Below are 21878 nucleotides of genomic sequence, written 5' to 3'. Positions count from 1 at the left end.
TCTTTGCATAATTACTCGTTAGACACTATGTCTTTGCATTACTTTGCGTTACATAGTATATCTTTGCATAATTACTCGTTAGACACTATGTCTTTGCATTACTTTGCGTTACATACTCGTGGGTTTCTAGTAATAATACTATGGTCCCCCAATATTTAGTATTAATTATTTAATTATTAATATTAATAATTCTATTAGAAAATTGTTTTATCAAGTTAGTACAAATATTATAATTAGTAATACTAAAATTAATTTTTTAGTATTGAACTTAAAAGGAGGGATATAAATGCTAAAAAGTAATATTTGGAAGATTTACATATGTCTAGTTGTTTTTGCTGTTGTTTTAATACCATCAGCAAGTCATGCAACTGTTTTGACAACTGATAATGCTATTCAAACAATTGATCCTAACGCGCCAATCCAAGTAAAAGTATTAACCCATAATTTACACCAGTATGATTCTTGGGTACAACCATATATTGTAACATCTAAGGGCAATGTAGGGAAATGGGACATCGCAGGTTATACCTATTATAAAGTCGGTGCTAAAACTGGAGCAGAATATTACCATGGATCTGGAATCATTTTACCAATGTACACAGAATACTGGGGTCACAAACACATAATTCGATATATCTCAGGATGGGACTATAAAGGAAACATTTGGACCAGACCAAATAATAGTAAAGAACCTTATGAAGTCTACGAAATTCACACAACTTTTGACGATCAGAATGGTTCTCAAACAACAATTCACAAAATATGATATAAAATCTTTTTCTTTTTTTTTGAGGTGATAAATAATGAAACAAAAAGAAATAATAACTTATATTGCTATTATCGTTATTGGACTAACATTTGCACATTATATGAACGTTGTTGTATCAGGAAGTATGGAACCAATATTTTACAAAGGAGACATAGTAATAATAAATTACGATACCAGCTCTATAGATGTGGGGGATATAATAATTTATGAAGCAAGGTGGTTTGAAAATAAACCTGTAATTCACAGAGTGATTGCAAAAGAAGAATCTAATGGAAATACTTTTTATATTTTGAAGGGAGATAATAATGCGAATCAAGATCCCGAGCCAATATCACCAAATCAAATAATTTCCAAAGTAGTAAAAATAAACAATAAACCATTAATAATTCCAAAAATAGGGTATATTACACTATGGTTCCAAGAAATACCTAAATTATTTCTTTCATAGAATCTAATCATTTTTATCAACTTCCTCAAGAACCTTCTTAATCATATTCTTTTTAGTCATGAGGTCATCTAAAAATTCATCTCTTTCTTTATTTTTCTTCTCCATTTCTGCAATTTGCTTTTCCATATTAGCTATTTTCTCATCTTTTTGATCTAATTTTTCATTAAGTTCACTGTATTGATTTATAAGTTTAATTTCTACTTTGTTTGTTGTTAATTGGTCTAAAACTTCTATGTAATCTTGTTTAAGTGTATCTGGATCCGCTTTAAAGTACGCAGAAGTTGTTTTATCTAAATCATACCCTAATAACCATCTTGTACCTAAATATGGAAATTTATTTTTTTCTAATGTTGTAGCAAAAACTTTCCGAAGAACATGGGGTCTTATTAAATATTTATTTCCTACTTTTCTAAATCCAGCTTTAATATTTAAAACTCTGAACATTTCACTCATTGCAGCCAGAGTTACAATTTTATTATGATTTCTGAATAGATTATCTGTAGGTTCCGGATTAAAGTCAGGATATTTATTATGATAATATTTTAAATATTTTAATATACATTCTGATGATTCAGGGCTACTAAAAGTGAAGTATGGCTTTCCTGTCTTTATTCTAGTTATTTTCCAGGTTGGTATAGGTGCCAATTCACCTATCTTATCTATCAATTCTTGAAGAGTTTTAGGTTGTTTATTTAATGATATAGAGTCATATAAGTGTTGAAAAGTTAAAGAACAAATTTCAGCCCTACTCATACCAGAAGATAGCATAGTTGTTACTATTGCTTTGTAAACTGGAGAACAATAATCTAAGAAAGTTACTATTTCATCCATTGTAGGTAGATCATCATAAGATTCTATTATACGGTCTTTTCGACTTTTACGTCTAGGTTGAACTGGTAACATTATTCCATTAGCATTATAAAAACTTTTAACTTGAGTCATCGTGTTTGTTATAGTATTTTTTGCTAAACCATTATCTTCTAGCGATTGTTTAAAGCCATTAAGGTATCTTTGAATCTTTCTTTTTCTCATTCTGATTCCTTTATCTTCTTCATATTCGGCTTCATCAAGTAGTTCTTCCAAAGTTTTACCAGTGAAAGAAATATATTTATTCAAAGATACGCCATATAGTATAATACTAGTTGGAGCTAAACTTCTATCATTACAAAATTCTGTAAAAACTTGCATTTTTTTAACATCAGTAACTTTAGGAGTTTCTGTCATAAAGTAACAAAAAGTGTTTTTTTAAATTTTTCATAAATTAAAACTGTACAAGTAGATTCATTTGGTAGAAGTATTGAAAGTGAATGGTGGTATAAAAAATGGAACGTGAAACAAACATTGAAAGACTAATTCAGACACTTAAAGATGATGATGAACTTGTTCAAATGCAGGCAGTGGGACTTTTAGAGGAAATAGGCGAACCTGCTGTCGAACAGTTAATGGTTTCTGCAGAGGATAATGATAAGAACATTCGAAGAGGTTCAATACGTGTTCTTGGAATTATTGGTGATGATCGGGCCGTTAATGTTCTAATAAATTCTCTTAGAGATCCAAATAAATGGGTTAGAAGAGAAGCTTCAACTGCTCTTGGGAACATAGGCGATCCTGCGGTAGATCCACTAATTATTACACTAAAAGATGATGATTGGAGGGTTAGAGGCGCTGCTGCTTGGGCATTAGGTAAAATAGCCAATAAAAAAGCTGTAGAACCTCTTATTGAAACCATGGAAGATGATAGTGGCTTTGTTAGAGGAGGGGCTGCTTGGGCTCTTGGTAATATTGGGGATAAAAGAGCAATAGAACCTCTAAAAAAAGCTTTAAATGATGAAAGTAGTTATGTGAAAAGGGTAGCAGAGAAATTTCTTAAAAAACTTGAGTAAATAAAAATAAAACTATAATTTCTCCCTAAATATTTATATAATCCCATTTTATTCATAAATTTTTAGTTAGCAAATTATCTAAATTTTTTATAGCATAAGTTAAGTAAATCAAACAAGAATTATTAATTATCTTGTTAAAACATATTAATTAGAAGTAAAAGGGGGTATTTGTTGAAAGTTAGTGTAATCGGAGCATCAGGCAGAGTTGGAAAAGCAACTGCATTCAGTCTAGCTGAAGAAAATTCTGTAAATGACTTGGTGCTTATATCACGAAAAGAGAGCATTGATAAGGTTGAAGGTGAAGCATTGGATATGTACGATGCCCTGGCCGCCAAGGATGTCAATGTTAAAATAACAGCATCTTATGATTTTGAAGATGTTAAAGGTTCAGATGTTGTTGTTCTAAGTGCAGGACAGCCAAGAAGTGCAGGGATGTCTAGGATGGACGTTGCTGTACCCAATGCAAAGATTGTTGCAGAATACTCCCGGGCTATTGCAAAATTTGCACCAGATTCCATAATACTGGTTGTAACAAATCCTGTTGACATAATGACCTATGTTGCATTAAAAGCATCTGGATTCGACAAAAACAAAGTTTTTGGACTTGGAAATCACTTGGATTCACTCAGACTTAAAAATCTAATTTCCCAACATTTCAATATCCATGTTAGCGAGATCCACACAAGGGTGATGGGGGAACATGGCGATAACATGGTGCCAATTATGAGTTCAACATCGATAGGTGGAATATTACTCAAATATTTTAAGGGTTATGATGATTTTGACATGGATCGAACAGTTGAAAAGGTTAAAAATGCTGGTAACTATGTTATTCAAAAGAAGGGAGCAACAGAATATGGACCTGCTTTTGCAATCTCAAACATTGTTACTATTGTCTTGAATGATGAAAAGAAGATATTAACAGTCAGTGCATTTCTAGAAAGTGAAATAGAAGGTGTTGAGAATGTATGTTTAGGAGTCCCTGTTAAACTAGGTATAAAAGGCATAGAAAGGATAATTCCAATAATTATGACTGAAAGAGAAAGAAAAGCATTTTTAAAAGCAGCTGAATCTGTTAAAAAAGCAACTGATGAAGTTGTGGCTGAAATAAATATGTGAATATGCCAATTCAATATTAAGGCATTATCCTTTAAATTTTAATAAAAAAGAGTTAATTTTCGAATTTATTTTTAATAATACCTAAAAAAAGAATATAATAATTTTGAATTTAATTATAAATCAAAATCATACATATTTAAAAAAACGTAGTATTATTTTTAACTGGTGTGTTGTTTGATTTATTAGTATTATTTTTAACCGGTGTTACATTAGTAGTTTTTGCAGTTCCAGTGTCGTTTGCAGTTCCAGTTGTATTATTAGTTATGTTAAGTGAGAAATTTCCAGAACCTTGATAAAGGCCAACTAAATAACCTCCAATACCTGCTATAGCCACTAAAACCACTATTAATAAAACTATCTTATTATCCATGGTTTGCCTCCTTTAAGATTGATTTTATATTATCTTATATGAAGTTAGATTCCATATCAAATTAATTTTTTGTAATATTTATATTGAAAAATTAATTGAATTTGCTTTGTTAATAAAGGTATATTAATTTATGTTAATATTTGAAATTAATGAATTTTGAAAAAGTTTATATAAGTGTTCAGTTATAACCATTATCATATTCTAAATTATGAACATTGTATAAAAAATATTCAATTAAAAATTTATATTTCAACATCCATTATTTTAAGTTCGTTTTCGGAAAATATTTTCCGGTAAATTTATATGATATATCCATCAAATAAGATTACCTTACAAAGTAGACAGAGTAAAATAAAAGATATAAATAACGTTTTTAAGAGAGATGGAATTCAAATGATAAGCATAGGAATTTTAGACTTACAAGGTGATGTTTCAGAACATTTCGAAGCCACTATCAAATCTCTGAAAAAAATGGATATTGAATCACAAGTCTTAAAGGTAAAAACAGTTTCAGATCTTTCAAAATGCGATGGACTTATTATTTCTGGAGGAGAAAGTACAGTCATTGGCAAACTTATGGATAAAACTGGTATGAACCAGGCCATAATTGATCAAAACATTCCCATATTGGGAACTTGCGCCGGAATGGTACTGCTTGCATCAGAAACAGATTATGAACAATCATTACTTGGACTTATAAATATGAAAGTCAAAAGAAATGGTTTTGGTCGCCAAAAGGCATCATTTGAAGAAGAACTCGAAATTTTCGGTAGTAAATATGCCGGAGTTTTTATAAGAGCACCTTATGTTGAAGAATTAAAAGATGGCGTGGTACTCGCTAAACTCAAGGGTAAAATTGTTGCAGTGGCATCTGGAAAACATATTGCCACAGCATTTCATCCTGAGCTTACAGATGATACTAGGATTCATGAGTATTTCATTAAGGAGGTATTGAAGTGTGTGGAATAGCAGGAGTTGTATTTAAAGACAGAAAACTTCACCCAGTAGGTGATGCTCTCACCAAGATGTTGGATGCATTACAACATAGAGGGCCAGATTCTGCGGGTTTTGCAATATATGGCGGTTTAGGATTGGAAGAAAATGAGTACCTTCTAAACATTGAAGTCAAAGAAAAACCAGGTCTTCTTGAAGCCGTGAAAAACACTGTAAATATAGCAACACCTATTAAAAAAGAGGAAATAATCCCCTCTGTTGAAAATTATATAATATATCGCTGCAAAATTGGACTAAAATCTTTTTCAGAATTAAAACCACTTATAATGGATATAGATAAGATAGATGATGTCATTGTGCTCAATGGAGCTCATTCATTTGAAATGATAAAAGATGTTGGTCTAGTAAAGGACATAGCAGCTAGATATGATACACAGTCTAAGATGGGAACACATGGAATAGGCCACACTAGGTTTTCAACCGAGAGCCTTGTTGATAGATATCATGCACATCCATTTCAAAGTTATATAATACCAGATATAACTGTGGTGCACAATGGTCAAATAACCAATTATTGGAAATTAAGGGACCCATTAGAACGTAAAGGCCATATATTCGAAACCAACAACGACACAGAATGTATAGTGCATTACATAGCAGATAAACTTTCAGAGGGATATAAACTTGAAGAAGCCCTTGAACAGTCTGTTAAGGATATGGACGGACCTTTTTCATATATAGTTGGAACACCTGATGGTGTTGGAATAGCAAAGGATCAACTCGGGCTTAGGCCGGGAGTTATGGCTGAAAATAATGAGGTCTTTGCAATAGCGTCAGAAGAAGTTTCTCTACGTGAAGTAATGGATACACACGATATAGACCAGATATCCCCTGGAGAAACAAGGGCTTACACAATTTAAAGAGTATAAAATGTTAATATATAATATTAACGATATATTGGGAAATTTAGGTGATTACAATGAGTGAATTTATAATCAATGCTGAGCACCAACCACCAAGGGAAGTTAATCGTACCATTAAGAAAGCTGCAACCGAATATGATAAAATAACCATTAAAAACCCAAATGCAATGCACTATCTTGCAGCAGGATTAGTAGACCCTGTTGAACTCATTATAGAAGGTTCAGCCGGTTATTTCGCAGGAACAATGATACATGGTGCAAAAATACACATTAAAGAAAATGCAGGATGGTTTCCAGCAGATAACATGACCGAAGGAGAAGTTATTATAGATGGATCTGCAGGTGACGGTGTGGGACAGGGAATATATGGCGGAACAGTTGTGGTGAAAAGGGACGTAGGCTCAAGAACTGGAGAAATCATGAAAAACGGTACCATAATAGTTGGTGGAAATTCTGGCTTTATGAGCGGATTATTCATGATGGGTGGCCGTATAATCATCCTAGGAAATATATCCGAGGATGCCGGCGAATCAATAATTAGGGGAGCAATCTACGTCCGGGGAAATATAAAAAGCCTCGGCAAAAATGCAAAGGTTGAAAAATTAACAACCGAAGATGAAAATGAACTTAAGGAGTTACTTCCAAAATATGGCTTTGATCTGGAAGAAAATGACTATAATTCCTTTAAAAAAATAGTTCCACGTTCTAACAGACCATTTTATGGTAAAGAATCTGAGGAGGGATGAAGATGGGAGAAACAATAACCAAACTGGGAAAAGTGGCAATGGTAGGAACACCATGCCATATGGTAGCAGCTACTAAACTAGGAAGATTCTCAGATATCCTTGGAGAAACACCCATTGACATTAAAATAGGACTCTTCTGCATGGAAAATTTTTCTTACAGTTACATGAAAAAACTGCTTGAAGAGAATAATGTGGATATGAATGATGTTAAAGAATGTAGAATTGAAAAAAATTTCCTATGGTTCTACTTGAAAGAAGACCAGTTATTTAAAATACCCATTGAAAAAGCTAGATCATGTATTCGTAAAAACTGCAACATATGTATGGATTTCACATCTGAACTTTCAGATCTTTCTGTTGGTTCTGTTGGTTCCGAAAAAGGATGGTCAACCCTTATAATCCGAACAGATAAAGGTCTTGAACTCGTTAAAAATGCAGAGGACAATAATTACATAGAAACCAAACCCATTGAAGAATCAGGAATTAAAATAATTGAAAAACTTGCCAACAAAAAGAAAAAAGAAAATTTAGAAGAAATAATTAAAAGGGAAAGAGTTGGAAGGCCTGTTATCTACAGAAGGCAAATGCCTATTGATGAATTCACTGAAGAAGTTTCAAAATGTCAGTTTCAAGATCTCAAAGGAGATGTGATTGACATTGGCGCATGTGTACTATGTGGTGCATGTAATTACGTGTGTCCAGAAGAAATAATTAAAATCGAAGATAGAAAACCCCAATTAAAGGGAAAATGTCCTGAGGGATGTAACCTTTGTTACGTTGCATGTCCAAGAACTTACATACCCGATGATATTCTAAGCAAAGAAGCTGATAAGAAACCTTTGGGAGATTATATCAAAATATTATCTGCAAAAGCACCAATGCTTAAGGGTCAAGATGGTGGTGTTGCAACAGCACTTTTAGATTATGCATTATCTAAAAAAGTAGTCGATGACGTAGTCGTTGTTGATAAAAGCGATTCAGAAGCTTGGAAACCCGAAGCAAAAATAACCAATAATGTTGCAGATGTGTTAAAAGCTGCCGGAACCAAATACGCAGCTTGTAGTGTTTTTACACCGCTTAAAGAATTAAATAAGGGAAATGGAGGAGTTTAATTGCCATTTAAAGTTGAAAGGAACCAGAGCCTCTGCAGAAGAAATTTTGACAGACCCGGGTGCTGCTGGTATATGTGCGATAACAGAGATGAAGAATTATGTAAAAACTGTTATTCTTGCGTTAACAACTGCCCCCACGATGTCTTCGAAATTATTGACGATGAACCTTACCCACTTCATCATGAAAACTGTGTTGGATGTAGAATATGCGAAGAGATGTGTCCTAATAATGCAATTGAAGTGAATGCAGTCCCTGAAGATAGAAGGAATGTTTGGTCATTAGGGGACATTGTTGAGATAGGTAGAAAATCAACAGAAGGATCCTACAAAGTTAGGGGATGTGGAGCTACCAGAGTAATTCCAACATTTGACGACCTTGTTGTTATACCTGCACAGGTTTCAAGGCCGCCAATAGATAAATACAGGGAGCCATGTAATACAAAAGTTACATTAGGTGCTAGATATGCTGAAAACCCACTGGTTCTTGACACACCTATAATGATAGCTGCAATGTCCTTCGGAGCATTGAGTAAAGAAGCAAAGATATCGCTTGCAATGGGTGCAACACTTGCTGGAACAGCAACAAATACTGGTGAAGGAGGAATGCTACCTGAAGAAAGGAGATATGCATCTAAACTCATAGCACAATACGCATCTGGAAGATTTGGTGTTTCCGCCAAATATCTGAATAATTCTGAGGCTGTTGAAATTAAAATAGGTCAAGGTGCCAAATCAGGAATGGGAGGACATTTACTAGGAGAGAAAGTAACAGCAGATGTTTCCCGTATCAGAATGATACCCGAGGGAACAGATGCCCTAAGTCCTGCACGTCATATGGATATTGTTGGTCCAGAGGATCTCTCTATGAAAATATCTCAACTACGTGAAATAACCGATTGGAAAATCCCTATCATTGTTAAATTCACATCCGGACGTGTAAGTGATGATGTAAAGATCGCAGCAAAGGCAGGTGCAGATATAATAGTTGTAGATGGTATGCAAGGAGGAACAGGAGCAGGTCCTGATATTGTTACCGAACACTCGGGTGTCCCTACTATTGCAGCAATTGTTGAAGCAGATGAAGCTTTAAAACAGATCAATCTACGGGAAAAAGTGAATCTTGTTGCTGGAGGAGGTATAAGAAATGGTGCTGATGTTGCAAAGGCTATAGCATTGGGGGCTGATGCAGTTTATATAGCTACAGCTGCCCTTGTATCTATAGGTTGTAGAGTATGCCAGATGTGCTATGCTGGAACATGCAGAAAGGGTATAGCAACACAAAATCCTCAGCTTAGAAGGCGTTTAGATTATGTTGAAGCAGGCAAGCGAGTTGCCCGTTATATAGATGCCATGACTGAAGAAGCTGTAATGCTCACACAACAAGCAGGAAACACAGATATATTAAAACTTGAAAAAGACGACTTGAGGGCACTTACTGTTGAGTCATCTGTGCTTACAGGTGTTAAAATGGCAGGTTTAGAAGCGCCAATTAAATATTAATGGAATCTTTGATTCCTTTTTTATTTATTTAATTTTTTGAGTTAAAATTTTGTTTTTTTATTCTCTTTTTTTAATTGAATTATGGTCTTAGTAATTATATCAGTTTACCAAAACGGTTATATAATAATACACAAAAAAATATATCGGAAGTAGGTTACCACTATCCTATTGGTGATCTACTCTTGGAAACACTTTTCAGGGAATTAATTTATTCCTAAAAAATCAGTTTAAATATTTAAACTATAAATAAGGCTCAAAAATAGAGCAAATTAATAAAAAACCTAAAGAACCTAAACTTTTAATGGAGGAAACATAAATGGATCCATTTCTTAACTCTGGCGATACTGCTTGGATGCTAATATCCACAGCATTAGTTATTTTGATGACAATTCCTGGTGTAGCACTTTTTTATGGAGGGCTTATCAGAAGAGAAAATGTTTTAAATACTATATTTTTATCATTTATAAGTTTTGCAATTGTGAGTATAATTTGGTTTGTGTATGGATACGATCTAGCATTTGGTGCTGATATTTGGGGATTCATAGGAACATTGGCCAACCCATTATTTGGAGGAGTGATTGAATCAAATTCCCTTTCAACATATGCTCCAACAATCCCAACAGGATTATATGCAGTGTTCCAAATGACATTTGCTGCCATTACAGTAGCACTGATATCTGGTGCTGTTGTTGAAAGAATGAAATTTTCAGCATGGCTTGCTTTTATTCCTGTATGGATAACATTAGTATACATACCAGTTTCCCACTGGATGTGGGGGGGAGGATGGTTAGCACAAATGGGTGCCCTTGACTTTGCAGGAGGTACAGTTGTCCATGTAAATTGTGGTATGGCTGCATTAGCACTAGTTCTACTTCTAGGTGCAAGAAAAAATTCACAGTTACTCCCTCATCATCTGGGATATTCTATAATAGGTACCGGACTTTTATGGTTTGGATGGTTTGGATTTAACGCAGGATCTGCATTGGGTGCAACAAATTTAGCTGTTTCAGCAATGATAGTAACAAATATGTCAGCTGCCGTGGGTATGATTACATGGGTACTGATGGATAAACTAGAAACTGGTAAACCAACACTTTTAGGAGCACTTTCAGGCGCAATAGCAGGATTGGCAGCAATCACTCCTGCAGCAGGTTATGTAAATATCACTGCAGCAATAATAATTGGATTCATAGCATCTATATGTGCATACTATGCAGTATCACACCTGAAACCTAGGCTTGGATATGATGATTCTCTAGATGTGTTTGGGATACACGGGGTTTGTGGAATTGTTGGAACAATAGCTGTTGGAATCTTTGCTACCCCCCTAATAAATAGTGCAATAAAAGGAGGATTAATAGCAGGTAATCCTGGACAGATTGGTATCCAGCTTGTTGCTGTTTTGGTGATCGGAGTATATGCATTCGTAATGACGTTGATAATTGGTAAAATAATAGATATGACCATAGGATTAAGAGTCGAAACTAAAGATGAAGTTCAGGGTCTCGATATTAATCTACACGAGGAATCCGGTTACAGACTGTCATGAATAGGTATAAATGAGTATACCGGAATAACAGAATCATAATAAGGATTACTGAGGTGTAATTATGAAAAAAATACTCGCGATCATAAGACCAGATAAATTGGAAGAAGTTAAAGAGGCCCTTGAAGGAATAGGCTGTCATGGTTTGACTGTTAAAGAAGTACGAGGAAGAGGAAGACAATTAGGTATTACAGAAAGTTACAGGGGACATGACTACAAAGTTGACCTTCTTCCTAAGACTGAAATTGAGATCGTTACAAAGGAAGAGGATATAGAAAATATAATTCAAACCATAATTACTAAAGCCCAAACAGGTGATATTGGAGATGGAAAAATATTCATATCTCCTGTAGAGGAAGTAATTAGGATCCGTACTGGTGAAAGAGGAGAAAAAGCAGTATAGTCATCTATATTTTTTTAATAAATAATTTATTTTATTTTATTTTTTCATTATTTTATTTTATATTGGTATATTGTTCATAATCATTAAATAGAAATTTATTATTTTTGAAAAATATTTAATATAATCCATTTAATCTAAACAAACTCCGTATATAGAAGAATAATATAAAATTGGGACTAATCAAAACGTTTATATATTAAAAAATTCAACATCAATATGTCGGAAGTATGTTTCCTACATCCGAGAGTTTAGGTTAAATTTAATTAAGGGGTGAAGAACATTGAAATGTTAATTTTATTTCCCATGGAAATTCACTTAAAAACCAAAATAATTGAGAATAAGATTAGATTCAAAAATTTAACAATAAGAAATAAATTAATTAAATTATAAAATAAGGGGGAAAAAAATGGACGCAATTCTTAACTCTGGTGATACAGCTTGGATGTTAATATCCACAGCATTAGTAATGTTAATGACCATTCCTGGTGTAGCATTGTTCTACGGAGGACTTACAAAAAAAGAAAATGTATTAAACACAATATTTTTATCATTTATAGCATTTGCAATTACAAGCATAATATGGGTAATATATGGATATCCACTTGCCTTTGGTGCAGATGTAATGGGATTAATAGGTAATCCAATAAATATATTGATGAACGGTATTGATGTGAATGCACTTGCACCTTTAGCACCTACAATACCATTGTTAGTATACGTAGCTTTCCAGATGACATTTGCAGCAATTACAGTTGCACTTATATCCGGTGCTGTAGTTGAAAGAATGAAATTTTCATCATGGATGGTATTTGTGCCAGCATGGATTACACTTGTTTATATACCTATATCCCACTGGGTATGGGGTGGAGGATGGTTAGCACAACTTGGAGCTCTTGATTTTGCAGGAGGTACTGTTGTACATTTAAATGCAGGTGTAGCTGCTTTAGCTCTAGTATTACTACTTGGAAAAAGGAAAGACATCAAACTTTTACCACATAACTTAGGATATTCCGTAATAGGCGCTGCCCTTCTATGGTTCGGCTGGTTTGGATTTAACGCAGGATCTGCTCTTTCAGCAGGTGGTCTTGCAGGATCAGCATTTCTGGTTACCAACACTGCAACCGCAGCAGCTTTAATATCATGGGTTATAATAGATATAGTAAAAACAGGCAAACCAACAGTTCTAGGAGCAATTTCAGGAGCAATAGCCGGTCTTGTTGCCATTACACCTGCTGCAGGATTTGTTACAGTTACAGGAGCAATAATAATAGGTTTCTTAACTTCAATATTCTCTTACTATGCAATATCCACCATCAAAAACCGCTTCGGTTATGATGATGCTCTAGATGTATTTGGTATACACGGTGTGTCAGGTGCATGGGGTGCGCTTGCAACAGGAATATTCGCTGCACCATTTATAAATTCATTAGGAACTGGAGCATTATACGGAAATCCTGGACAAATAGTAACTCAGTTAATTGCGATAGTAGTTGTTGCAGCATACACCTTTATCATGACCATAATAATAGCTAAAGTCATTGATATGACCATGGGGCTTAGGGTTGAGGATAAAGAGGAGATAGAAGGATTAGATACACATCTCCATGAGGAATCAGGATACAGAATTTAAAAAATGGATGTGGTAAAATGAAAGAAATAACCGCAATAATCAGACCAGATAAATTAGAAGTTGTTAAAGCCGCTCTACAGGAAATTCAATGCAATGGAATTACAGTGACAGAAGTTAAAGGTCGTGGCAGACAATTAGGTATAACTGAAAGCTACAGAGGACGTGACTACAAAGTTGATTTACTACCAAAAACAAGACTTGAGATAATTGTAAACGACGAAGATTTAGAAAAGGTAATTGATGCCATTGTTAAAACTGCACAAACTGGAGATATTGGAGATGGTAAAATCTTTGTATCCGCTGTAGAAGAAGTTGTAAGAATAAGAACAGGTGAAAGGGGAGAAAAAGCAGTTTAATTCCAAAATTTTTTCCTTACTTTTTTTTATTTGGTCGTTTGGAGGCGATCGATTTCTAATAAAGTAAGAATTAAATTAGAGAAATTGAATTTTGATTTTAACCCATAAACTGTTTAATATTTTTTTTTTAAATCTATTTTTTTGAATACATTATTTTATAAATTCTATAATAAAACAAAAAAAAATTAAAATTTATTATTATTCTATTTTTACCATCCTCTCTTTTGCAGAATTTCATTTTCAGGTATTTGACTTATTTCAAGACCAGGCATTGCCTTTCCAAGTTCAGTTGAAACATCTGCTATTATTTCTGCATCTTGGTAGTGTGTTGTAGCTTCTACTATTGCCTTTGCAACTAATCGTGGGTTTTCTGATTTGAAAATTCCTGATCCAACAAAAACACCATCAGCTCCAAGCTGCATCATTAGTGCTGCGTCTGCTGGTGTTGCAACACCACCTGCTGCAAAATTCACAACTGGAAGCCTTCCTAGTTTAGCAGTTTCTTTAACAAGTTCTAAAGGGGCTTCTATTTCTCGAGCAACACTCCAGAGTTCTTCTTCTGTTTTGTCCCGAAGTTCTCGAATTCCACCCATAATCTTCCTCATGTGACGAACTGCTTCAACAACGTTTCCAGTCCCTGCTTCGCCTTTGGTACGAATCATTGCAGCTCCTTCATCAACTCTTCTTAAACCTTCTCCAAGATTACGTGCACCACAAACAAAAGGTATGGTGAATTTTTTCTTGTCAACATGGAATTGTTCATCTGCAGGTGTTAAAACCTCACTTTCATCTATCATATCAACCCCAAGATGTTCGAGTACCTGTGCTTCAACAAAATGTCCAATTCTTACCTTGGCCATTACAGGAATACTCACAGCATCCATTATTTCCACAACCTTGGAAGGGTCAGCCATTCTTGCAACTCCCCCAGCTGCACGTATATCTGCCGGTACTCTCTCAAGAGCCATGACAGAAACTGCACCTGATTCTTCTGCAATAACAGCTTGTTCAGCGTTAACAACATCCATGATAACTCCACCTTTGGTCATCTTCGCAAATCCTTTCTTCAAAACTTCTGTTCCATGCAACATAATGATCCCTCCTGATTATGTTATTTAAATACATTTAAATTATTTCAAAACAATAAAAAGTCTGAAAAGCCATTATACAAACTTTTTATAACTCAAGAAACAATTATAAAATCTTTTTTTTATCATATCTAATTCAGTTTTTGAATATATTAAAAATTTTGTATTTGGAATAAATTCATATTACAATTAGAAAAAGAAATTTTCCATTTACAAATAGGCATATCAATAAATAGGTTTACAGATAACAAGGATTATGCAAAAATTATTGAAGGGCAGTTTTATAATTTTAATAGGAACTATAATCTTCAGGATAGGAGGATATATTTTTGCAGTTTTAATGCTATCCTTGCTTGGAGTAGAGGGTTATGGTATTTTAAACCTTGTTATGTCTTTTCAATGGATTTTAATATTGATCGCAGTTGCAGGACTTCCCCCTGCTATTGCAAAGTATGTTTCTGAGTACCTTGCCAAGGATGATAAATTCATGGTAAAACAGGTCATTGTAACTTCTTTGAAGATCATGCTCTTAATGAGTTTCATATTCACTGCAATATTCTTCTTTATGGCCAAACCACTAGCAGATTTCTTCAATGGCGGGCCAGAAGTTGTTATTTTGTTCCAAGTTGTAAGTTTTATTGCTCCTTTCAGCGTTATTTTAGGGCTATTCCGAGGTGTTTTTCAAGGATATCAACGCATGACGGATATTCTTATAACCCGAGCAGTTGAGCAGATATTCATGATAAGCCTGGCAGTTTCATTCATTCTTATTGGATTTTACGTCTTAGGAGCAGTAATAGGGGCAGTAGTTGGATTCGGAATTGCAGCAGTTTCTGCCGTTCTTATATTTAGAAAATATCTGTGGGACGATATAAAAAATGTAAAAAAGCCTGAAAATTCTGTGAATGAATATAAACTTGCTAAAAAACTATTAATATTTAGTTCACCCATAATTATAACAGGTCTGGCTGAACTAACTTTATTTCAAACTGGAAACTTTATTATCCCATTATTTTTGAATTTTTCGTATTTGGGTTATTACAATATAGCAAGCCCCATTGCAAGACTTCCTCTTGTAATATCATCTTCGGTTGCTGTAGCACTTCTACCCGCAGCTTCAGAAGCATTAGCTCTTAATGGTAAAGACCTAGTGAAAAGGTATGTTGTACACTCTTACAGATACTTATTCATTGTTCTTCTCCCATTATGTGCATTTGTTATAATATTTGGACAACCCATAATGGCGCTGTTATTTCCAAGGGCACCATTAGCCTATAGTTTTGCTGGAACTGCGTTGAGCATCCTTGTAATTGGTATGGCATTTTTTTCTGTCTATGGAATTTCTGCTAGTGTACTTCAGGGTGCAGGTAAACCCTATCCTGCAATGTTCTTTCTGGTGATTGGAACAGTTACCAATCTTATATTAACTATAATCCTTGTACCAATATTGGGATTGAATGGAGCAGCAATTGCAACAATGTCAGCTTCATTTATTATAATGCTCCTTACTACCTTAAAAAGTCTTCAAGTTATTGAAACAAAGCTGCCTTATGCTAATTTAATTAAAATCACAATAGCATCAATTTTATTGGGATTTTGCCTTTTATTAATGCCAAAAACAATCACAGGAATGTTAATATCCATTTTATTAATACCTGTTGTTTACATTCTGATTTTGGCATTTACCCAGGCGCTAGAAATGAGAGATTTGATACTCATAAACAAAGCGGGAAATCGCATAGGTCCACTTTCAAAACCCATAACAAGATTTACTAAATTTTTGAAAAGATTTGTAACAGAATGATTCCAAAAAAAATGTTACATCCCCTATTTGGTTTAGAGAATCATATTTAATCTATTAGCTTATCAATCTCATCAACAACTTCGGGATTTGCAAGTGTGCTGATATCCCCAACTGGATATCCCTTAACCTTAGCCTTAATAACTCTACGCATGATCTTACCAGAACGTGTCTTTGGAAGATCTGATACCCAATTTACACATGCAGGAGTTGCAATTGGACCTATCTCCATTCTAACATGGTTTATAAGTGCCTCTTTAAGGTTTTCTTCTAATTTGTAATTTTCTTTCAATACAATAAATGCACAAATTTCTTCACCCTTTATTTCATCTGGTTTTCCCACTACAGCGGCCTCAGCAACACCAGGGTGACTTACAAGAGCAGATTCAACTTCTGCCGTGCTTATTCTGTGTCCTGCAACATTTAAAACATCATCTTCTCTTCCTTGTATCCAAAAATAACCATCTTCATCCTTTCTTGCAACATCACCACTCAGGTAGATATTCTTAAAAGTGCTCCAGTAGGCCTCAACATATCTATCAGGATCTTTGTAAAGGGTTCTAAACATTGACGGCCATGTTGATTTTATAACTAAATGTCCCCCACCACCAACAACAGATTTACCATCATCATCCACTACATCAGCTATTACAGTTGGGAATGGTTTAACAGCAGATCCGGGTTTTAGTTTTGAAATTGGTAAAGGAGTTATAAGATGCATTCCTGTTTCAGTCTGCCACCACGTGTCCATAATAGGACATTTTCCTTTCCCAATAGTATTATAATACCATATCCATGCTTCAGGATTAATAGGTTCTCCCACACTTCCTAAAAGACGTAACGAACTCAGATCATATTTTTCAGGCCATTTTTCTCCAAATTTCATAAACATTCTAACAGTTGTAGGCGCTGTATAAAACACAGAAACCCCATACTTTTCAACCATACCCCATATCCTTCCAGGATCCGGAAAATCAGGAGTTCCCTCATATATCAACGATGTAGCCCCAATTAGAAGTGGTGCATAAACGATATAACTATGTCCTGTAATCCAACCAATATCGGCAGCACACCACCATACATCCTCCTCCTGAATATCAAAGACAAATTTCATAGTTGTGTAAACCCCTACAGCATAACCTGCATGGACATGTACAACACCCTTGGGTTTACCTGTAGTACCCGAGGTGTATAGTATGAATAAAGGATCTTCAGAATCCATTTCTTCAGTTTTACATTCGGTATCACTGTTTTCCATAATCTCATGCCACCAGACATCAGTTGGACTATGCATTTCAACTGGGAGGTCAGCATGATTAATAACTATCAATTTTTCAATGGATGGTGTCTTATCCATTATTTTATCTACATTTTCCTTGAGATTTATGATCTTACCCCTTCTAGTAAAACCATCTGCAGTTATAGCAATTTTAGAACCTGAATCATTTATTCGGTCCTTGAAAGCTTTAGCCCAAAACCCTGAAAAAACAACAGAATGAATTGCACCAATTTTTGCACATGCAAGCATTGCAATAGGAAGTTCAAGTATCATCGGAAGATATATACTCACAGTATCTCCTTTTTCCACTCCAAAACCTCTAAGTACATTTGCAAATTTGTTTACTTCTTTGTAAAGTTCAATATAGGTCAAACTACGGACTTCCCCAGATTCTCCTTCCCACAAATAGGCTATTTTTTCTCTATTCGGCCCTTTAATATGCCTATCAAGCGCATTATGAATTATATTGAACTTACCTTCTAAAAACCATTTTGCATGGGGAGGATTCCATTCAAAAGTTTTTCTGTATGGTTTAAACCATTCAAGTTCCCTTGCAAGATCATTCCAGAACCATTCTGGATTTTCACTTGCTCTTTCAAGTAGTTCATCATAATCATGAACATCTTGTGTTTCCATCCACTTTTTTATGTTAGTTTCATCTGTCAGTATTTTTGAAGGTTTAAAAATCCTTTTTTCTTTTAGTAAAGTATCTAAATCTCTGGACATTATATATCCCCTCTTAAATCTTTTAATACTTCGTTATGCAACTTAAAAATTATTTAATAGAGTATATCTAGGATTTAAAAAATATGTTCCATAAATGAGTTTAAATGGATTTTCAAGTATTATTATCTAATTTGAAACATTAATAATTTATGAAATTTTACAGCCCTAATATTTATAAAAAGTAAAAACAATATAGAAAAAGTAATGGAATCAGATAATTTACGATGTGCAGATGCACTTGTTAAAATTTTAGAACTTAATGGTGTTAAATTTCTTTTTGGACACCCAGGAGAACAGATACTACCTTTCTACGATGCAATGCGCGAATCCAAAATAAAACATATACTCATGAGACATGAACAGGGTGCTGCACATGCAGCAGATGGTTATGCTAGGTCATCGGCAAGTATTGGTGTTTGTGCTGCAACTGGAGGTCCTGGTGCTTTGAATCTTATAATGGGAGTTGCAACGGCTTATAAAGATTCTGTTCCCCTAATTGTGATAACTGGTGATGTTTCAAGGGATATGAAAGGTAAAAAAGGGTTTCAGGATATTGATATTGGGGCTGTCTTCAAACCCATCACTCTCAAAAGTTTCGATATTAAAAATCCGCAAGAAGGTATTTTAACCTTAAAAAAAGCAATTGAAACTTTGACATATAATCAAAAAGGTCCAATTCATCTTAATTTTCCAAAAGATGTACTTGAGAGTTATGTTGCTAGATCGATACTGGAATCACTTGAATGTGATAATGAAGAGTATAAAACAAAAATTGCTTTTAAAAAACTGCATAAAGCTATTAAATTGCTCAAAAACTCTGAAAAACCCCTTATACTTGCAGGAGCGGGAACTGTATGGTCAAAAGCATCAGATTCTCTAAAAAAATTTGCTGAGGAAAATGAAATTCCAGTTGTTACCACTTACCCTGCAAGAGGAGTGGTATCAGAAGATAGTTCAATTGCACTAGGTATGATTGGTTTAAGAGGTACAGAAGCCGCCAATTATGCCGGGAAAAATTGTGATGTTTTAATAGCTCTTGGTTGTAAATTCTCAGAACGTACGTTATTGGGAATTGGAGACTGTAAAATAATTCATATTAACATCGACAAGTCCGTTTTAGCAGGGGATGTTAAAATTCATGGGGATGTTAAAGAATTTTTAGACAGGATAATGGAGGTTAAATTTAAGAAATGTGAAAACTGGCTTTCAATTATTAATAAACTTTCAACTAAACATCACATAAATACAAACTATCCAAACGTCCCTATAAAACCACAAAGAGCCATTAAAGAAATATTGGATGCATCGGGAGATTCAATAGTTGTAAACGATGCCGGAACACATACTACATGGGTCACACTTTTAATATCTGTTAAAACTCCATCATCACTCCTTTTTTCTGGAGGATTCGGACCAATGGGATATGGTATTCCTGGAGCTATTGGTGCTGCACTAGCAAATCCCAATAAGAGAGTAGTTGCAGTGGTAGGTGACGGAGACTTTCAGATGACATCACAAGAACTTGCAACCATTAATGAATTAGATCTACCAATTATTATTTGTATCATAAATAACAACTCACTAAGAATAATAAAACAATGGCAAGAAATGCAATACGGAGAAAGTTATCAAGTTGAACTTGAAAATCCTGATTTTATAAAACTTTCAGATGCATATCACGTCCCTGCATCGCGAGTTGATTCACCAGGAGAAGTTTTTAATGCAGTACAAAAAGCTTTAACTTTAAACATACCATACCTAATTGAAGTTTTAGTCGATGAAAAAGAAGAAATACCACTCCCCGAGGTTTTAGAATGAAAGTTTTAATGATAAATCCCCCATATAACTCATCAAAATATAAATTTATAGGCTTAGTGGCACCTCCTCTCGGAATAGCTTATATAGCAGCCATGCTAGAAAGAAACGGCGTTACAGTAAGAATATTGGATGCACCAGCACTTGAATACGATCATGATGCAGTGAAGAATGAAATTCAAAAATATTCACCAGATATAATATCAATTACTGCTGTAACCCCAACAATTGACAGCGCCCTTAAAACAGCTCAAATATCAAAGGAAGTTTCTCCAGATTCAATAACTGTTCTAGGTGGCTATCATCCCACATTCACTTATCAGGAAGTACTAAAAAACAGCTATGTTGACGTTGTTGTGTGCGGTGAAGGGGAGCAAACAATGGTAGAACTGGTAGATGCTATTGAAAAGGGCAAAAATTTAAAAGAAGTAAATGGGATTGCAATCAAAAACTTCAAAACTCCACCCAGAAAAATAATAGATGATCTGGATAGTATCCCCTTTCCAGCCAGACACTTACTTCCAATGGATGAATACAAAATACTAAATATGAAATTAACTACAGGTACAATTGTATCTGGAAGAGGATGTCCCTACAACTGTTCTTTCTGCGCATCATCGGCAATGCACGGCCATAAATTAAGATTGAGATCTGCTGAAAATGTAGTTGATGAAATGGAACATCTTGTTAACGACCACGACATTGAGATGATCGCATTTATGGATGATACATTCACTATCAATAAGAATCGTGTATATGAGATATGTGAAACTATCAAAGATAGAGGACTCGATAACTATTGGGGATGCACAGCACGTGTAGATACAATATCTGAAGAACTTTTGAAAACCATGAAAGATGCAGGATGTATCACAATGTTTTTAGGTGTTGAATCTTCTGATCAACAAGTTTTAAACCATTTAAATAAAAATACCAACATAAACAGGATAAAAAAGACATTTGAACTCACTAAAAAATATGGGATGAGAACAATTGCATCTGTTGTATTAGGAATGCCTGGAGATACAAAGAGAAGTATAAAAAGTACTATAAAATTTGTTAAAACACTTGAACCATCATATGCCGTGTTTTCACTTGCAACACCATATCCTGGAACTGAATTTTATCTAAAAGCAGCCAGTGAGAATCTTATAAAAATTAATGACTGGTCCAAATATACTCTTCTGAGTCCTGTGCTTGAAACAGTTGATTGTTCCCTTGAAGAGCTTAGAAAACTCCAAAGAAAAGCATTTACAGAATTTTATTTAAGACCCGGATACATTGCCAGGAGAACTTGGACAGACGGACCAATAATCCTTAAAACAATAGCATCCATTGTAAAGGGCGTTTAAAGGTATATAACTGCTCTTTTTAATTTATTTTCATCTAGCTAATGATATGATAATAGTA

At 34.4% G+C, this 21878-nt stretch carries 20 protein-coding genes; 16 read left to right on the top strand and 4 right to left on the bottom strand.

The annotated features are described in order from the left end of the window. Positions 1–286: 286 nt before the first annotated feature. Positions 287–766 (top strand): hypothetical protein, encoded by a 480-nt coding sequence (locus K8N75_RS08250; protein WP_223791601.1) that lies wholly within the window; start codon positions 287–289, stop codon positions 764–766. Positions 767–803: 37 nt separating this feature from the next. Next, a complete protein-coding gene (locus K8N75_RS08245) occupies positions 804–1217 on the top strand; it encodes a signal peptidase I (protein WP_255590888.1) in 414 nt (137 codons plus the stop codon). A 3-nt stretch (positions 1218–1220) separates the two neighbouring features. Here the strand turns inward: K8N75_RS08245 and K8N75_RS08240 are convergent, their stop codons facing one another. Continuing rightward, complete coding sequence (locus K8N75_RS08240) at positions 1221–2441, bottom strand: site-specific integrase (protein ID WP_223791600.1); 1221 nt, start codon at positions 2439–2441, stop codon at positions 1221–1223. Positions 2442–2539: 98 nt separating this feature from the next. Here K8N75_RS08240 and K8N75_RS08235 point away from each other — a divergent pair, with 98 nt between their 5' ends. Continuing rightward, positions 2540–3100, top strand: a complete 561-nt coding sequence (locus tag K8N75_RS08235) for a HEAT repeat domain-containing protein (protein ID WP_223791599.1) — start codon at positions 2540–2542, stop codon at positions 3098–3100. Positions 3101–3271: 171 nt separating this feature from the next. Beyond that, entirely contained in the window at positions 3272–4219 is a 948-nt protein-coding gene (locus K8N75_RS08230) for a malate dehydrogenase (protein WP_223791598.1), read from the top strand. Between the two features lie 136 nt (positions 4220–4355). Here K8N75_RS08230 and K8N75_RS08225 read toward each other — a convergent pair whose 3' ends face one another. Then, positions 4356–4589 (bottom strand): hypothetical protein, encoded by a 234-nt coding sequence (locus K8N75_RS08225; RefSeq protein WP_223791597.1) that lies wholly within the window; start codon positions 4587–4589, stop codon positions 4356–4358. A 393-nt stretch (positions 4590–4982) separates the two neighbouring features. Between K8N75_RS08225 and pdxT the strand changes: the two genes are divergently transcribed. The 9 genes from pdxT (at position 4983) to K8N75_RS08180 (ending at position 13759) form a co-directional block, all read left to right on the top strand. Continuing rightward, entirely contained in the window at positions 4983–5558 is a 576-nt protein-coding gene (gene pdxT / locus K8N75_RS08220; RefSeq protein WP_223791596.1) for a pyridoxal 5'-phosphate synthase glutaminase subunit PdxT, read from the top strand. After that, positions 5546–6463: a class II glutamine amidotransferase domain-containing protein gene (locus tag K8N75_RS08215; RefSeq protein WP_223791595.1), complete on the top strand. Its 918-nt coding sequence runs from the start codon at positions 5546–5548 to the stop codon at positions 6461–6463. The genes pdxT and K8N75_RS08215 overlap by 13 nt, the downstream gene beginning before the upstream one ends. 59 nt (positions 6464–6522) lie before the next feature. Beyond that, positions 6523–7212: a GltB/FmdC/FwdC-like GXGXG domain-containing protein gene (locus K8N75_RS08210; RefSeq protein ID WP_223791594.1), complete on the top strand. Its 690-nt coding sequence runs from the start codon at positions 6523–6525 to the stop codon at positions 7210–7212. A 2-nt stretch (positions 7213–7214) separates the two neighbouring features. Continuing rightward, on the top strand, positions 7215–8324 hold the full coding sequence (locus K8N75_RS08205; protein WP_223791593.1) for a Coenzyme F420 hydrogenase/dehydrogenase, beta subunit C-terminal domain: 1110 nt from the start codon (positions 7215–7217) through the stop codon (positions 8322–8324). Continuing rightward, positions 8325–9824 (top strand): glutamate synthase-related protein, encoded by a 1500-nt coding sequence (locus tag K8N75_RS08200; protein WP_223791592.1) that lies wholly within the window; start codon positions 8325–8327, stop codon positions 9822–9824. It begins immediately after the preceding gene. 316 nt (positions 9825–10140) lie between these two features. Continuing rightward, complete coding sequence (locus tag K8N75_RS08195; RefSeq protein WP_223791591.1) at positions 10141–11373, top strand: ammonium transporter; 1233 nt, start codon at positions 10141–10143, stop codon at positions 11371–11373. A gap of 61 nt (positions 11374–11434) precedes the next feature. Next, positions 11435–11773 carry a P-II family nitrogen regulator gene (locus K8N75_RS08190; RefSeq protein WP_223791590.1) on the top strand — a complete coding sequence of 113 codons (339 nt, stop codon included), beginning with the start codon at positions 11435–11437 and terminating at the stop codon, positions 11771–11773. A 406-nt stretch (positions 11774–12179) separates the two neighbouring features. Then, positions 12180–13403, top strand: a complete 1224-nt coding sequence (locus tag K8N75_RS08185) for an ammonium transporter (RefSeq protein WP_223791589.1) — start codon at positions 12180–12182, stop codon at positions 13401–13403. 17 nt (positions 13404–13420) lie between these two features. Further along, complete coding sequence (locus tag K8N75_RS08180) at positions 13421–13759, top strand: P-II family nitrogen regulator (protein WP_223791588.1); 339 nt, start codon at positions 13421–13423, stop codon at positions 13757–13759. Positions 13760–13968: 209 nt separating this feature from the next. Here K8N75_RS08180 and pdxS read toward each other — a convergent pair whose 3' ends face one another. Then, positions 13969–14850 (bottom strand): pyridoxal 5'-phosphate synthase lyase subunit PdxS, encoded by an 882-nt coding sequence (gene pdxS / locus K8N75_RS08175; RefSeq protein WP_048191274.1) that lies wholly within the window; start codon positions 14848–14850, stop codon positions 13969–13971. Between the two features lie 253 nt (positions 14851–15103). On the opposite strand from pdxS, the gene K8N75_RS08170 reads away from it, so the two are divergent. Continuing rightward, entirely contained in the window at positions 15104–16651 is a 1548-nt protein-coding gene (locus tag K8N75_RS08170; RefSeq protein WP_223791587.1) for a flippase, read from the top strand. Between the two features lie 46 nt (positions 16652–16697). On the opposite strand, the gene acs is transcribed toward K8N75_RS08170, so the two are convergent. After that, entirely contained in the window at positions 16698–18653 is a 1956-nt protein-coding gene (gene acs / locus K8N75_RS08165; protein WP_223791586.1) for an acetate--CoA ligase, read from the bottom strand. A 204-nt stretch (positions 18654–18857) separates the two neighbouring features. Between acs and K8N75_RS08160 the strand changes: the two genes are divergently transcribed. After that, complete coding sequence (locus K8N75_RS08160; protein WP_223791585.1) at positions 18858–20471, top strand: thiamine pyrophosphate-binding protein; 1614 nt, start codon at positions 18858–18860, stop codon at positions 20469–20471. Beyond that, on the top strand, positions 20468–21820 hold the full coding sequence (locus tag K8N75_RS08155) for a B12-binding domain-containing radical SAM protein (protein WP_223791584.1): 1353 nt from the start codon (positions 20468–20470) through the stop codon (positions 21818–21820). Before K8N75_RS08160 ends, K8N75_RS08155 begins: the two co-directional genes overlap by 4 nt. The last annotated feature ends 58 nt before the right edge of the window (positions 21821–21878 follow it).

Source organism: Methanobacterium spitsbergense, assembly GCF_019931065.1.
Taxonomy (GTDB): Archaea; Methanobacteriota; Methanobacteria; order Methanobacteriales; family Methanobacteriaceae; genus Methanobacterium_B; species Methanobacterium_B spitsbergense.
Note: the sequence above shows the minus strand (reverse complement) of the source record. Positions and strands in the feature narration are given on the sequence as shown.